The organism is Microcystis sp. M144S2, assembly GCF_020246065.1.
Lineage (GTDB): Bacteria > Cyanobacteriota > Cyanobacteriia > Cyanobacteriales > Microcystaceae > Microcystis > Microcystis ichthyoblabe_A.
Window position 1 is genome coordinate 20,968 of record NZ_JADBTR010000063.1, and the last position, 15,485, is coordinate 36,452.

Below are 15,485 nucleotides of genomic sequence, written 5' to 3' on the forward strand. Positions count from 1 at the left end.
AAAACCCAAGAGAAGCAATTATTAAGTCTAAACTGGTTGTGTCTTGAACTGCCAAAACTATTGGATGTTCTTTGATTCTTTCTACTGTACTTTTAGCTTGGGCGGCAATTAGATCTGAGGGGTGAAAATAGGGTGAATTCCAAAAGTCGGATGTGGCACTGGCGGCGGCTAGATTTCCCGAGGCTTGTGGCACACTTATACTAGGTTGGCTGGCGAAGTTTTCCACGATACTGATTAATCCTTTCTTTCTTCTCGTGTCCCCTAGATCTGCATACTGTAATTCTTGGGCTGCCCATTTCTCCATTTTTTTGCTCACCTCGACCTTGATACTAAATCCGTTGAGTATAGGCTACATATCAAGACAGGCAAAAGGCAAGGGGCAAGAGGCAACAGGAAGAATAAATAATCAGTCTTTAACAACTGGATTTGGTATGATTCCTTCTTTCAAAACTATGCCTATCAATCGTTTCCCTTTTTTTTATTTTCTTATCTTTTTGTTAAGAAAAATCTGACTAATCGATAGCTTAATAAGGGGGGTTTGACAATTTTTAACACCTAACTACTTATTTTCTGCCTCTTGCCTGACTGGGAGTCGCAAGTCTAAGCTAAGGATAGCCGGCCAACCCGTACCGACCACCGGATAACTGATAGAATGAATGATTCTCACGCTAATTCTCCTGATCAATCCTCAGAAGAGACAATAGATGAAACCAATTGGGTAGATCTGGGGGAAGAGGAGAAACCCTTAGATAAACCCACTGCCAAACCTATGCAACCATCTCCTCTCAAGTCTATCGCTACCCTGATCACGGTGGAGACGGCTTTTTTGGCCAGTGCTACCAGTTTAATCTGGTTAATTGATTATTATTTTCCCCTCGGACCGTTATTAAGGGTTTTCTTCCCGATTCCTATCGCTTTAGCCTATTTACGTTGGGGCGCTCGTTGTGCTTGGATGACAGCATTAGTTTCTAGTTTACTTTTGTCGGTGTTAATGGGACCGACTCGCAGTATCGTCTTTTTGATTCCCCACGGCCTGATGGGGTTACAATTGGGGCTATGCTGGCGCCGGGGTGCGCGCTGGGAATTTTCTATCTTGACTGGGGGACTGTTGGGGGCTTTTGGTTTATTCTTTCGTTTTTGGCTGTTTTCAATTCTTTTAGGCGAAAATCTCTGGTTATATGTGATTACCCAAGCGACTAATTTTATTGATTGGATTTTCACCCAGTTAGGGATTCTCGCTAAACCGACGCTGCTGCAAGTGCAATCGTTAGCAGTTGTGGGTATATTTGTCAATAGTTTATTATACTTATTTGCCGTGCATTTAGTGGCGTTATTAGTTCTTGATCGCCTCGGTAATCCGATTCCTCGTCCGCCCAAATGGGTACAGGTCATACTAGATTATGAGTAATTATTTAGGGACTTGCGCTTTGATAATCTACCTTTTGGGCGAACGCAGTTCGCCCCTACATTGTGGACAAAATCCGTTACTGTAGGGGCGCAATGCTTGCGCCCTCCGAGCGTTCAGGTTTGCTGATCACTCTAAGTAGGGGGAGAGCCTTCGAGCGCCTCCGCAGCTAAGGGACTTGCGCTTTGATAATATGCCATCTGGCCGGTCTGATTCTTCTACAGAGCGATTTTCTGGCTGGGATATTATTCCCACGCAAGTCCCTTAGTGCTTTATGGTCAGTATCTCCAGTCAACTGTTAATCGATCATTTTTCCCCGATTATCGTCTTGTCAGAGAGTGACCGAGTGAGTTATAGTCGTCTATAAGACTCGATTAAAGCATTTCTTAAAAGAATCGTGGTTTTTGGAAAATCGAAAAGTGCGCTATTTTCCCTTCCACAGAAACCTGTTGCCGAGGGGAGTAACTCAAAAACTCCTTTTTTCCTAGATTCTGATAGACAGAACCGGCGGAAACGGATAAAAAATGCTGTTATCGAGCAAGACTCAGGGATTAATTGAAAATCTCGTCTCCTGGCTGTGCTTGTCCAATTGTGGGTCAAGCCGGCACTTGCCAAACAGACTTAACAACTGAAACCAAGACTCAGTTCCCACGTCTGGGGGGCAGATGAATATCAAGATGAGGCTTTAACGATGCGGACTCATCTTCTTAGAACTTTCTTAACAAGACCAGATTTCCGGAAGTAGCCTCAAAGCATAGACAAATAGCCCATGGTCCGTCGCTTTTGAAACCGAAAGATTGAGGAAATTGAATGCCAAAACAAATAATCATAGCCGAACAACACCATATAGCGGCTGTTTTTTGGGAAGATCAAATTCAGGAATTAGTTGTAGCCACAGGTAATCAGCAGGTGGCCGACATCTATCTAGGATTAGTAGAAAACGTCATTCCTGGGATAGATGCAGCCTTCGTCAATATTGGCGATGCGGAACGCAATGGCTTTATCCATGTCACCGACCTAGGCCCCTTAAGACTGAAAAAAACCGCCGGTGCTATCACGGAATTACTGGCCCCCCAGCAAAAAGTGCTGGTACAGGTAATGAAAGAACCCACCGGCAATAAAGGACCGCGACTAACGGGAAATGTCACTCTCCCCGGTCGTTATCTGGTATTGATGCCCAATGGTCGTGGGGTGAATCTTTCCCGTCGCATCCGCAGTGAAGACGAGCGCTCCCGTTTACGAGCCTTAGCGATTTTGGTCAAACCAGCGGGGATGGGGTTGCTGGTACGCACCGAGGCCGAAGGCAAAGCGGAAGAGGCGATTATCGAGGATTTGGAATTTCTGCAAAAACAGTGGGAGAGCATCCAACAGATGGCCGTCAGCACCCGGGCCCCGGCCTTGCTGAACCGCGATGATGACTTTATTCAAAGGGTTTTGCGGGATATGTACAGTGCCGATGTCAATCGCATTGTTGTGGATAACCCGATGGCGGTAAAACGAGTTAAACAGCAATTGACGAACTGGGGCGGCGGCAAAGCTCTCGAAGGGGTTTATATCGACTCCCATCGGGAAACCCAGCCAATTCTCGACTATTTCCGGGTTAACGCCGCCATTCGCGAGGCCCTGAAACCCCGGGTTGATTTACCCTCCGGCGGCTACATTATCATCGAACCGACGGAAGCTTTAACGGTAATTGATGTTAACTCTGGTTCCTTTACCCGTTCGGCCACGGCCCGGGAAACCGTACTCTGGACTAATAGCGAGGCCGCCACAGAAATCGCTCGACAACTGCGCTTGAGAAATATCGGCGGTGTGGTGGTGGTGGACTTCATCGATATGGATTCCCGTCGCGACCAGTTGAAACTGTTGGAATTGTTTAATAAGTCCCTGAAAAGCGATAAAGCCCGGCCCCAGATTGCCCAATTATCGGAATTGGGGTTAGTGGAATTAACTCGTAAGCGTCAGGGGAAAAACATTTATGAATTATTCGGCAAAACCTGTGACCATTGCGGCGGACTAGGCCATTTAGCCCATCTACCCGGAGAAGGCAACGCCATCGCCCTAGAAACCCCCACCCTTAGCCGCGCGGAAAAAGAAACCCTTGTCGTTGCCCCGATTAATACAAAAGTTCTACCAGATAAGAGCGCTCCTAGCGTTGCCGCTGCCGAACCCTATCTAGAAGTTTTCTCCGAATTTGAGGCCGAAGAAAACGCCCAAGAGATAGATCTTTCCTTCCATCCCAACTATCAAGAACAGGTTAATAATTCTCGTCGTCGCCGTCGTCGTCGTCCCTCGGAACTGTTACTCAAAGAGGAACGGAGCGAAAAAGCCTCTACTAACGGTGTTAACAACGAAATCGAGCCAGAATCAGAACCCCAACGCCTTGAGGAAAAACGAGAACGCCCCGCCCGTCTCTCGAAACGAGGAGAAGATGCCAGCACCGCCAAAAATATCCCCGTCGCCGAACGGGAAAGGGTTTCCGTGGAAATGACCCCGGTAGAACAGGAAGTTTATTCTTTAATGGGCATTTCTCCCCTGATTTTGGTGGATAAGGAGTTTAAAGACCCGAAATCGGTGATTGTTTCCGTGAAACTGCCAGGGGAAAGAGAAGCGGAAAACCCAGAAACGCCTGCTGCCACTCCTGAAATATCCTTGACTCCTACCCTAGAAGCCGAGGACACAGCCGCCACCGCCCCAGTAGAGGCGACGGAAGCTGGCGAGGAAGCCGAAAATCGTCCCTTAGTGCGCCGTCGTCGTCGTCCCACCACTAGCGAAGTTAGTCAGGAAATCAACCAAGAAGCTAGTGCGCCAGTGACTTTTACGCCCGAACCGATTGCGCCCGAAACTCCAGTTTTTCTCGGCGAAGTCATTCCTTTAGAAACTCCGGTGAGCGCCGAGGTGAAGGAGGAGCCACAAGTAGAGGCCGAAACCACGGTGCTGCGTCGTCGTCGCCGTCGTTCCTCCGCCACTGCCGATGAGTCATGAGCGCAGAACCCTTAATTGCTGGTGTCGATGAAGTGGGGCGCGGGGCTTTATTTGGCCCCGTGGTGGCGGCCGTAGTGGTCACTGTCCCCTCTGGTTTTCCGCAGCTGTGGGAGTTGGGGGTGAAGGATAGTAAGCAACTTAGCCCCCAAAAACGGCAAAAATTGAGCCAGCAAATACAACGGGATTTTGTTTGTCGCATCGGTTATGCTACGGTGAAAGAGATCGATCGCTTGAATATTCTTCATGCCTCCCTACTGGCAATGAGCAGAGCTATCGGGAAATTACCTCTTTCCCCCAGTCTCTGTTTGATCGATGGCAAGCACATTATTAAAGATTTGTCAATCCCCCAAAAGGCGGTAATTCAGGGAGACCAACAATCGCCAGTAATTGCGGCGGCTAGTATCGTGGCCAAAGTCTGGCGCGATGACTTAATTGCTCGTTGGCACGGACGCTATCCCGATTATGGACTCCCTCGTCACAAGGGTTATGGCACTGCTCAACACCTAGAAGCGATTGGCAACCATGGACTTACTTCTCAGCACCGGCTCTCTTTTAGTCCCTGTCAACAAATCCGCGTCAGTCCCCACTCAAGGGCAGAGTGGGGTGGGGATGGCGATTGAGGGGTTTACTCACTGATAACTGATGCCAGGGCCTGACGGGCAATTTTTGTGACGTAGAGGGTGACGGCAACAGTAGCGATAAAACCGATAAGACGAATAGTCCATGATAAAACTGGGTTAGTGGCTGGTGCCGAGGTCCCGATAGTGGCAAGACTGCCCGCTAAAGAGCCAATATAGACATACATTATCGTCCCCGGAATCATGCCCGCGCAACCTAGTAGATAATCTTTCAGAGAAACCCCGGTGACACCATAGGCATAATTGAGCAGAGTAAAGGGAAATATGGGAGATAAACGGGTTAAAAGCACTATTTTTAGGCCTTCTTTCCCCACAGCTTCATCGATAGCTTGAAATTTATTATTACCTTGAATTTTTTCCGCCACCCAACCCCTAGCCAGATAACGTCCCACCAGAAAAGCGGCAGTAGCGCCGATATTCGCCCCGATAAAGACGTAAAAAGAGCCTAAAACCACGCCAAAAACCACACCAGCCCCTAAAGTCAGGATTGAACCTGGAAAAAAGGCCACAGTAGCTAGAATATAGATAATTATAAACGCGATCGCTCCCACGGCTCCCAAACTATCCACCCAAGTTAAGGCATTAAAAAGAATAGTTTGAGGATTAAAACCGGTGGAGGCACTGGATTCGAGGGCAAAAGCAGGGGGAGTAGTCAGGAAAAAAACAAGGCTAAATGTAGTTAATAACAGTAAATGCCTGATAATCACAGTTTTTCCTAAGGGCAAAAACTTGGAAATAATCATAAAAAGTCCCTATAAGGAATGAAAAAAAAGAGATTGAACCATAGAAGCGAATTAAATAGAACTGGGGCTATTCTACCCCGATTATCATTGTTTAGACCAGAAAGCCAATCCTGAAAATTCCCAGAAAATCCCTCTCTCTCCTGGAAGATAAGACAAGCAACAGCCCGGTAATTTTTGCTGTTTACTTGATAAGCTAGGACGCATCTTAACCGCCTATCCTTAGATTAGCTGAATCTCCCCTAATCCCTTTACTGTTGCCTCTTGCCTCTTGCCTGTTGCCTCTTGCCTCATCTCAATAAGCAATTTAAATGCGCGGGCAGCTTATTACACCTTGCCGTCTCTGGGTAAAAAATGTCACAATTAGAAATAATTAGCATTGGATATAGCAATCAATCTATGAAAATCCTCCCCGAAGTCAAAGTCCCCACCTTCGTGCAAATGGCACAATGGATCATTAATCCCGTAGCTTTTATGGAAAATTCCGCCCGCAAGCATGGCGATATTTTTAGCACAAAAGTGGGTTTAACTGTAGATAATTTTATCTTTGTCAGTAGTCCTTCAGCCCTACAACAGGTTTTAACTAATGACCGTAAAAAATTTTCGGCACCGGGGGAAGCCAATCGGATTATTGCCCCGATTATTGGTGATTATTCCGTCGTCATGTTAGACGGAGATATCCACAAAAAACGTCGTCAGCTTTTATTGCCACCTTTTCACGGGGAAAGAATGCGTTTCTACGGCGATTTAATCCGGGATATTACCCTAAGAGTAATGGCAGAATTGCCACAAAATCAACCTTTTAAGGCCCGTTCAGCGACCACAGCAATCGCTTTACAAGTAATTATGGAGGCAGTTTTTGGAATTAGTCAAGGGGAACGTTATCAAACCTTGAAAAAAATTCTGGCTGAAATGCTCGATATTTTTAACTCTCCGGTGATGGTTTCTTTGTTATTTTTCCCAATTTTGCAGGCTGATTTGGGTGCTTGGAGTCCCTGGGGAAAATACCAGCGTTACCAAGCAAAAATTGATGATATTGTCTACACAGAAATTGCCGAAAGAAAAGCTAATCCTAACCCCAATCGTAGCGATATTTTATCACTACTGATGTCGGCCCGGGATGAAGAAGGCAACCCGATGAGCGATAAGGAATTGCGCGATGAATTAATGACCTTATTATTCGCAGGTCATGAAACCACAGCCACTGCTATGTCTTGGGCGCTCTACTGGACTCATCGCTATCCAGAAATTAAAGAAAAAATTCTCCAAGAAATAGCCACTTTAGGAGATAATCCTAACCCCATTGATATAACTAGATTACCCTATCTTTCGGCGGTTTGTTCGGAAACTTTACGCATTCATCCCGTGGGAATGTTAACTTTTCCGCGAGTAGTGGAAGAACCGGTAGAACTAGATGGTTATCCTTTAGAAAAAGGGACAATTCTTATGGGTTGTATTTATCTAGCTCACCACCGTGAGCAAACTTTCCCCGATTCCCATACTTTTAAACCAGAACGCTTTTTAGAAAAACAATTCACCCCCTACGAATATATGCCTTTTGGTGGTGGGGCGCGTCGTTGTATCGGGGAAGTTTTAGCTATCTACGAGATGAAAATCGCTATCGCCACAATTTTGGCCAATTATCAGTTAACTCTAGTTAATAATACCCCCGAAAAACCCAGTCGCCGCGGTGTCACCCTTGCTCCCTCGCGAGGAGTTCCCATGGTCTTAAAAGGACGACGGGAACCTCTGGTGACTGCCCCGATGCTCGCCGAAATTTCTTAAAAAAACTGACAAACTATTGTACAATCAGAGTTGTGGTATCCCATATCATAACTCTGCTTTTTTGTCAATAAAATTGGGGATAATTATGGTCTTAATTCGTTTAGCTAAATCCTGGCAAATTTCCGAAAATGAAGTTACTTCCGAAAGTGTTTATTTTAACCGTCGTCGCTTTTTACAGGGGTTAATCGGGACAGGAATTGCGGGGAGTTCCCTATTATTAACTGCTTGTGGTAAATCCTCCTCCTCGGAAGCTTTAGAAAAAAGTTTGCAATTACCTAAAATTGAAGGGTTCAGCAAAAATCCGCAGTTTTTAACGGTAAATCGCCCCATAGCTGCCGAAACTGTAGCGGGGAGATATAACAATTTTTATGAGTTCGGAGGGGGGAAAAATATCTGGTTAAAAGCGCAGAAACTACCGACGAATCCCTGGATGGTAGAAGTGGGAGGATTGGTAAAAAATCCCCAGACTTATGATATAGACACTATTAAAAAAACCTTTCCTCTCGAAGAAAGAATCTATCGTTTTCGTTGTGTGGAAGCTTGGTCAATGGTGTTACCTTGGCTAGGTTTTCCCATGAGTGCTTTAATTGCGGCAGTGGAACCAAAACCGGAAGCAAAATTCGTCCGTTTTACCTCCTTTTATGAACCGGAAATTACCCAGGGGCCAGGATTACATTTAGGAGCCTTACCCTGGCCCTATGCAGAAGGTTTAAGAATTGAAGAAATGGCCAACGAATTAGCTTTCTTTGCTGTGGGAATTTTCGGACATGATTTACCAAAACAACACGGCGCACCCTTGCGAATGGTTATTCCTTGGAAATACGGTTTTAAAGGGGCAAAATCGATAGTAAAAATTGAATTTACCGCCAAACAACCCGCCACCTACTGGAACACAATTGACGCTCACGAATACGATTTTGAGGCTAATGTCAACCCCAGTAAACCCCATCCCCGTTGGTCGCAAGCAACGGAGAAATTTATCGGCAGTAGAAGTGATTTATCTTGGGAAATTATCGAAACTCTGCCCTATAATGGCTACGGTGAATATGTGGCTAGTTTGTATAGTTGATTTTGATGATTACCCTCGTTTTATTCAGTTTAACTAAGTATCTATGGACAATAAAACTCTGTACGAACAAGACTTTTATCTCTGGATTAGAACTACTATTAATCAACTGCAAGCCAGACAGTTTGAGCGGGTAGATTTAGAGAATTTACTGGAGGAGTTAGCAAGTATGGGAAGGAGTGAAAAACGCAAAATTGAAAATCTTTTGATTCAATTGCTGGTACATTTGCTGAAATTAACCTACTGGACAGGAGAAAAATCTAGAAATGAGGGTCACTGGAAAGGGGAAATTATCAACTTTCGCAGACAAATAATCGAAGAAATTAAAGATAGCCCTAGTTTGAAACCCTATATTCTGGAAATCTTTGAGGAATGCTATCAATTTGCTAGAAAAGAGGCTCAAGTTAGAACTCAATTACCTCTTGATACTTTCCCCCCTATTCCCATTGGTTCCCTTGAACAAATTCTCGATGAAGATTGGTTTCCTACTAATGACCACGAGTAATATATAGAGGTAAATTATGGATAATAAAACCATGTACGAAGAAGACTTTTATCTCTGGATTAGAACTACTATTAATCAACTGCAAGCCAGACAGTTTGAGCGGGTAGATTTAGAGAATTTACTGGAGGAATTAGCAAGTATGGGAAGGAGTGAAAAGCGCACAATTAAAAGTCTGTTAACCCGATTATTAGAACATTTACTTAAGCTCAAATATTGGGCGGCAGAAAGAGAGAGAAACGAAGGTCACTGGAAGGGAGAGATTAGAACTTTTCGTCTCGATATATTAGATGAACTTAAAGATAGTCCTAGTCTGAAACCCTATCTTTTAGAAATTTTCGATGAATGTTATCTTTCGGCCCGAAAAAATGCCAGTGATCGCTCTCAATTACCCCTCGATACTTTCCCCGCTATTCCCATTGGTTCCCTTGAACAAATTCTCGATGAAGATTGGTTTCCTGCGGGCGATAATCTGGAAATATAGCCATCAGTTAGACTGCTCCATACTGCTGTAACAAAAAACAACTATCCCCCGATAGCGATCGCTAAAAGTCGAATAATTGTCAGTTTTTGTCAAGGGGCGCGGTCAGATCGAAGAATCATTGCTAGAATGAGCCTAATTGTCAGGAATTTAGTTAAACAAGGTTTTTGGCAATATGCTAATCTGGCTAACACGCTTTTGGGCGTGATATAGGGAAAAGTTCTGGCAATCGCGCCTAAATAGAGTGTTATACAGAAAGTTTCCGCATATTGTTACTTTCAAGAGTGTTATACGGAAAGTTTCTGTATAATCTCTAGTTATGCGGCTTGGGTTATGGGTAATGGAAGTAAGTCTTGTTCATTATTGGGGAAATCTATTACTATTAGGTAATGTGTCAAAATTCCTGTAATTGAGTTATGCAAAATCTTTATACCCTAATTGACAGTAATACCTCTCATCCGCATTACGGGCGGTTACTACAGCATCGCGATCATAGTGACCCTAGTATTTTTCATTACTCAGTACAACTCAATGATTTGGAGTCTCTAGCGTGGGAGCCTGTTCAGGCTGGGAGTGAAAAGGACACTGGGCGAATAGCAGTTTGGTCTATCGATTGGAATCACTTTCAACCTGATCAATCACGTTGTTTGGAGAGAGCGCAGATTAATAAGGCTTTGCACGTCTCTGTGAAAGAATTTCACGAAAAATGGCATTATGAGCTGTATCGCTTCAATTGTGAACATTGGGCACGGCTAGTATCAACAGGAGATTGTAGATGCTACCAAATCGCCGAGTTCAAAAAGTTGGAACAAATTCCTGTTTTAGGTTTTTTTATTGTGGGGGTTGCTGGGGCGGTAACGGGCGCGTGGGAGCATAACGGATATGCTCAGGAAGTAATTGAAAAGGCTTGTATGAAGCTTGGTTGCAGAATATCCGAAATAGACAATCCAAGTCATTCAGATATTACTCTATCTCATCATAATGCTAGTTTGGAAGTAGCTCAGGAGCCAATTACATTAAATTTAATTAATGAAGTTCAAAATGAACTAGATGAATTAGACTTAGCTTTTTTAGGAAGCTTAGCGTCTTATTTTGAGAAAATGCCTGATGATATCCGTCAGTATCATCGAGATCATCATGCTTCAAAAGAAGAAGCATATGTAATAGCAAATTATTACAATAAGACTGCTAAAGTTATCAGAAGTGTTCGGACATTAGAAGACTTAAATGAATTATTAAAACTCTTGGAAAACCTTAAGAAAAAGATTAGTCGATACCAGCATAATGAAGATAAATATCGATGGTCTACATGTTTAGATAAAGAAGTGCTGACAAAGCTAAAGAAATTTATTGATACCCTCTAGAATTATTTTAGAGAGTTTGTGCCGCAGCATAACACTTCGTTGGAGCGGAACGGAAGCTTACGTGATCGGTTATGATTGAAAGTGCGATCGCCGATCTTGTAGGGTGCGTTCCCTAATGTGACTCCCACTGCTCCAGCGATCGATTTTGGGGAACGCACCATGCCCATTGATTGAAGCTGTGGTCTAAATTTGATCGCCGATCTTGTAGTACGGGGCCTGGTGATACTGAATTGCCAGATATTGGAGTTCACTACTGGCTAGATGCAGGAACGAGGCTGAAATACATTTTGAAAGTCTGGGTTGAGGATTAAAGAGCTTGCGAATTAGTAGTCAGGGTGGGCGTTTGCTCACCTTACTTTTTCATGCGGTAATATGGAATGAGATGGTGAAAGACTGAGACTATAGCTATGACGCTCGCATCAAATAAACAAACCGCTATCATTCGTACAGAGCGAGGACTGACAATCGCAGGAACCCGCATCACCCTCTACGATGTGATGGATTATGTGACTGCTCAATATCCACCTAAGTTCATTCAGGGATTATTTGATCTGACGGAAGAGCAAATTAACGCTGCCCTGGCTTATATTGAGGCTCATCGTGCGGATGTAGAAGCTGAGTACCAGCAAGTTCTCAAAGAAGCTGAAGAACTCCGACAATATTATGAAGAGCAAAATCGTGAGCGAGTTGCCCGTATTGCTGCGCAACCACCTAAGCCAGGCTCCGAGGCTGCTTGGGAAAAGCTTCGAGTGGCTAAGGCAAAGCGTGAGTCGAAAGTATGATTTTTTTGATTGATCACAATCTCAAAGGTCATGCCTTGGTTTTCTTTGGTGCGATCGCAACTCAGGGCTGGCTTGATATCGTCCCGATGCAGTTCGTCACCTTTGCAGAGATGGATTTGTCGATCAACAGTGATGACAGGACGGTTTGGCGACTTGCTCAAGAGAATCAGATGATTTTGCTTACCGCTAATCGCAGTATGGAAGGGAAAGATTCCCTAGAGCAGGTCCTGCGTGAAGAAAATACCTCAGAGTCATTGCCTGTGATCACCGTTAGCAATGCTGATCGGCTTTTGAATGATTCCGAATATCGAGGTCGGTGTGTTGAAAGTCTTGTTGAAATCGTGCTTGATATTGATACCTATCGAGGTGCAAGACGCATTTTTATTCCGTGACGCGCCGAATGCTAGAGCCGTTGAAGTCTATCTGTAGGGACACGGCATAACGGGGTCTTTATACTAAATCGGTTTTTAATAGCATGATTAACTGCCAATCCAACTTGAAAAACCCGCTCCCTTCTCCCCACTGCTGTGACAAAAAACAACTATCTCCCGATAGCGATCGCTAAAGGTCTAATAATTATAAATTTTTGTCAAGGGGTGCGGTCAGACAGAGGAATCATCGCTAGAATAAGCCTAATTGTCAGAAATTTAGTTAAACAAGGTTTTTGGCAATATGCTAATCTGGCTAACAGGCTTTTGGGCGTGATATAGGGAAAAGTTCTGGCGATTGCGCCTAAATGGAGTGATATACGGAAAGTTTCCACATATTGTTACTTTCAAGAGTGTTATACGGAAAGTTGACCTATAATATGTAGTTGGGCTGCTTCGTTTTTTGGTTGTGGCTGTCCTTGAAGGTGATTTGTTAGAATCACAAAGTTTTCGTTATTGAGATTTTTTATGCAATCCGGTCTCCGCAGTGGAAAGCTTACAAAATGGAAAGATGAGCGTGGATTTGGTTTTATTCAACCCGTTGATGGGAGTCAGGAAGTTTTTTTGCATATTTCTGAAATTAAAGATGCAACCCGTCGTCCACAAGAAAACGACACGATTTATTACCACTGCATAGTTGACTCAGATGGCAAAGTTCGAGCTTACAACGCATTTATTCTGGGAGCAAGAAACAAGTCAGAACCTTCAAGTAGTCGAACTAAACCCTCTGATGCCATCATTTCAAGCTTTCCGATAGTTGAGTTAGTTCTGTTGTCGCTTCTGCCTTTGTTTGGAGCTATTCGTTTTACATGGACGACACGCAATCCCATTCCACTGATTCTTTATCCCGTAATGAGCTTAGTGACTTACGCTCTATACGCAGATGATAAATCTCGTGCTAAACGAAAGGATTGGCGAACTTCTGAACAAACGCTACATCTGTGTGAACTTGCAGGTGGATGGTTGGGCGGGTTTATTGCCCAGCGAATATTGCGCCATAAAGGTCAGAAAAAGTCTTATCAAGTCACTTTTTGGGCGATCGTGATCATTCATTATGTTGTATGGCTGTTTTGGCTGTTTTCGGGAGGAACGCTATGACGTATTGCGATTCTAAAAGCAGCAGTGCGATGCCGAAGGCACTGCGTAGCAGTACGCCAATCTTGTAGGGTGCGTTCCCTAATGTGACTCCCACTGCTCCAGCGATCGATTTTGGGGAACGCACCATGCCCATGGATTGAAGCTGTGGGTTTAAGTGCGGTGTGGGCTAATCTGGCTAACACGCTTTTGGGCGTGATATAAAGATAGTATGGGTGATGGTTTATCTGATGACAAAGAATGGATATGTGGGGGATGTCTTTCAGGCATTGCTTACGGCGTTGTCAGATCAGAATATGAAGAATGAATTGCGACACAACGAGAGCCTTACTGTTAAAGCGTTTTCAAGTCTGCTCTGATGCGCCATCATCTTCAAACTTGACAACGCCTGGCAAGCATTCAAGCCTGGATGTCTGTCATAGATTTAGAAATTTGGTATCAAGGGGGGAATTCTGGTTTTTTCCTATTTTGTCAAGACCTCGGTAGTTAGGGTATTTTCCGAAAAATAGGGCAGTTTTCAGGCTACCCTAACCAGAAAATTAATCGCCAAAATGGGAGATAATCGCGTCGGCAAATTCGGAACATTTCAGGGGAGGATTAACGGGGGGTTCCATCAGACGCGCTAAATCGTAGGTAACTTGTCGATTAGCGATCGCCGCCGCAATGCCTTTTTTAATCAAATCGGCCGCTTCTTGCCATCCCATGTATTCCAACATCATCACCCCGGAAAGAATCACCGAACCGGGGTTAATTCGGTCTAAACCGGCGTGTTTAGGGGCTGTGCCGTGGGTTGCCTCAAAAATAGCGCAAGTATCGCCAATATTCGCCCCGGGTCCCATCCCTAAACCACCGACGATCGCCGCTGCTGCGTCGGAGAGATAATCGCCATTCAGGTTCATAGTAGCGAGGATCGAGTATTCATCGGGACGGGTTTGGATCTGTTGGAAGATACTATCGGCAATGCGATCGTTAACCATAATTTTATCTTTCCATTGCCCATTGCCGTGGGTTTCCCAGATAGCATCGAGAACACTGGTCACTTCTTGGCAGATTTTGGCTTTTTTCTCGTCCGTAAGGGCATCATAACCCGGTTCTACCATGCGGGCGTTATCTTCGATGGTCAGATCAGGGTTTTTCTCCTTATTACTCAGGATCCATGATTCCATCTCGGTAACGCACACATCCCGGAATTCACTCTTAGCTAATTCATAACCCCAATCCCGGAACGCCCCTTCCGTATATTTCATAATGTTACCCTTGTGGACGAGAGTAACTTGATTTTTCGGTTTCGGTAAAGTCAGCGCTCGTTCGATCGCCCGGCGGACTAATCTTTGGGAACCCGTCTTACTAATCGGTTTGATCCCGATACCCGCGTCGAGGGGAATTTGTTTTTTACCGTGTTCGGGAGTGGCGGGAATTAGTTCCGTGTTGAGATAATTAATCAGTTTATCGGCGATTTCCGTGCCTTGTTTCCATTCGATGCCGAGATATATATCCTCGGTATTTTCCCGATAGACGATGACATCGAGTTTTTCCGGGGTTTTATGGGGGGAAGGGGTTCCCGCATAGTAACGACAGGGGCGAACACAGGCATAAAGGTCAAAAATTTGCCGCAAAGCCACATTCAGGGAACGAATGCCGCCACCGATGGGAGTGGTCAAGGGACCTTTGATGGCTATACCATATTCTTTAATCGCTGTCAATGTATCTTGGGGTAGATATTGATAAGTCCCGTAGATTTCGCAAGCTTCATCACCAGCATAGACTTTAAACCAATGGATTTTCCTTTGACCACCGTAGGCTGTGGCGATCGCTGCATCGATAACTTTTGCGGTTGCGGGCCAGATATCGCCCCCCGTACCGTCACCGCGAATGAAGGGAATGATGGGATCGTCGGGAACTAGAGGTTTTCCGTCAGAAAAAGTAATTTTCGAGCCTGTTGTCGGTGGGGTAATTTTTTCGTAGCTGACAGTCATGGGCTTCCAGAAACAGTATTTATCTATACGTTGGCAGTCTAGCGCCGTCAATATCTATACTCAGGCATTTTGGCTAATTTCTTAAAGATTCCCTTGCTGGCATCAACTTCGTACCTCACCATTAAGATAACTGCCATAGTTAAGACTCTTTTAAGCTGCCCGCGTATTTAGATTGCTTGTTGAGATGAGGCAAGAGACTTCGCAGGAATTTGATGACACTTTACCTAAAATTGGGCTT

At 44.6% G+C, this 15,485-nt stretch carries 13 protein-coding genes and 1 pseudogene; 11 read left to right on the plus strand and 3 right to left on the minus strand.

The features are described 5' to 3' along the window. Positions 1-25: 25 nt before the first annotated feature. Positions 26-304: pseudogene (locus tag IM462_RS08390) on the minus strand (transposase); the annotation flags it as partial. A gap of 348 nt (positions 305-652) precedes the next feature. On the opposite strand from IM462_RS08390, the gene IM462_RS08395 reads away from it, so the two are divergent. From IM462_RS08395 to IM462_RS08405, 3 genes are all read left to right on the plus strand, one after another. Next, positions 653-1,408 (plus strand): DUF2232 domain-containing protein, encoded by a 756-nt coding sequence (locus IM462_RS08395; RefSeq protein WP_287699747.1) that lies wholly within the window; start codon positions 653-655, stop codon positions 1,406-1,408. A gap of 807 nt (positions 1,409-2,215) precedes the next feature. Beyond that, on the plus strand, positions 2,216-4,390 hold the full coding sequence (gene rne / locus IM462_RS08400) for a ribonuclease E (protein ID WP_287699748.1): 2,175 nt from the start codon (positions 2,216-2,218) through the stop codon (positions 4,388-4,390). Then, the gene (locus tag IM462_RS08405) at positions 4,387-5,010 is read left to right on the plus strand and encodes a ribonuclease HII (protein WP_287699749.1); all 624 of its coding nucleotides are present in this window, start codon (positions 4,387-4,389) and stop codon (positions 5,008-5,010) included. The genes rne and IM462_RS08405 overlap by 4 nt, the downstream gene beginning before the upstream one ends. Positions 5,011-5,015: 5 nt before the next feature. On the opposite strand, the gene IM462_RS08410 is transcribed toward IM462_RS08405, so the two are convergent. After that, positions 5,016-5,771 (minus strand): TVP38/TMEM64 family protein, encoded by a 756-nt coding sequence (locus IM462_RS08410; protein WP_287699750.1) that lies wholly within the window; start codon positions 5,769-5,771, stop codon positions 5,016-5,018. A gap of 396 nt (positions 5,772-6,167) precedes the next feature. On the opposite strand from IM462_RS08410, the gene IM462_RS08415 reads away from it, so the two are divergent. The 8 genes from IM462_RS08415 to IM462_RS08450 all read left to right on the plus strand — a co-directional run bounded on the left by IM462_RS08415 (position 6,168) and on the right by IM462_RS08450 (position 13,274). Then, entirely contained in the window at positions 6,168-7,553 is a 1,386-nt protein-coding gene (locus IM462_RS08415) for a cytochrome P450 (RefSeq protein WP_287699768.1), read from the plus strand. Positions 7,554-7,638: 85 nt separating this feature from the next. Next, positions 7,639-8,622 (plus strand): protein-methionine-sulfoxide reductase catalytic subunit MsrP, encoded by a 984-nt coding sequence (gene msrP / locus IM462_RS08420; RefSeq protein WP_287699751.1) that lies wholly within the window; start codon positions 7,639-7,641, stop codon positions 8,620-8,622. 43 nt (positions 8,623-8,665) lie between these two features. After that, the gene (locus tag IM462_RS08425) at positions 8,666-9,124 is read left to right on the plus strand and encodes a DUF29 domain-containing protein (RefSeq protein ID WP_104395919.1); all 459 of its coding nucleotides are present in this window, start codon (positions 8,666-8,668) and stop codon (positions 9,122-9,124) included. Between the two features lie 16 nt (positions 9,125-9,140). Continuing rightward, entirely contained in the window at positions 9,141-9,605 is a 465-nt protein-coding gene (locus IM462_RS08430; protein WP_002793864.1) for a DUF29 domain-containing protein, read from the plus strand. 413 nt (positions 9,606-10,018) lie between these two features. Next, positions 10,019-10,966, plus strand: a complete 948-nt coding sequence (locus tag IM462_RS08435; protein WP_216643794.1) for a hypothetical protein — start codon at positions 10,019-10,021, stop codon at positions 10,964-10,966. A gap of 407 nt (positions 10,967-11,373) precedes the next feature. Beyond that, on the plus strand, positions 11,374-11,748 hold the full coding sequence (locus tag IM462_RS08440) for a DUF433 domain-containing protein (RefSeq protein WP_002741484.1): 375 nt from the start codon (positions 11,374-11,376) through the stop codon (positions 11,746-11,748). Next, on the plus strand, positions 11,745-12,140 hold the full coding sequence (locus tag IM462_RS08445; protein WP_002758341.1) for a hypothetical protein: 396 nt from the start codon (positions 11,745-11,747) through the stop codon (positions 12,138-12,140). The genes IM462_RS08440 and IM462_RS08445 overlap by 4 nt, the downstream gene beginning before the upstream one ends. A 504-nt stretch (positions 12,141-12,644) precedes the next feature. Next, positions 12,645-13,274 carry a DUF1294 domain-containing protein gene (locus IM462_RS08450; RefSeq protein ID WP_002731896.1) on the plus strand — a complete coding sequence of 210 codons (630 nt, stop codon included), beginning with the start codon at positions 12,645-12,647 and terminating at the stop codon, positions 13,272-13,274. 536 nt (positions 13,275-13,810) lie between these two features. Here the strand turns inward: IM462_RS08450 and IM462_RS08455 are convergent. Continuing rightward, a complete protein-coding gene (locus IM462_RS08455; protein WP_287699752.1) occupies positions 13,811-15,247 on the minus strand; it encodes an NADP-dependent isocitrate dehydrogenase in 1,437 nt (478 codons plus the stop codon). Positions 15,248-15,485 lie beyond the last annotated feature (238 nt).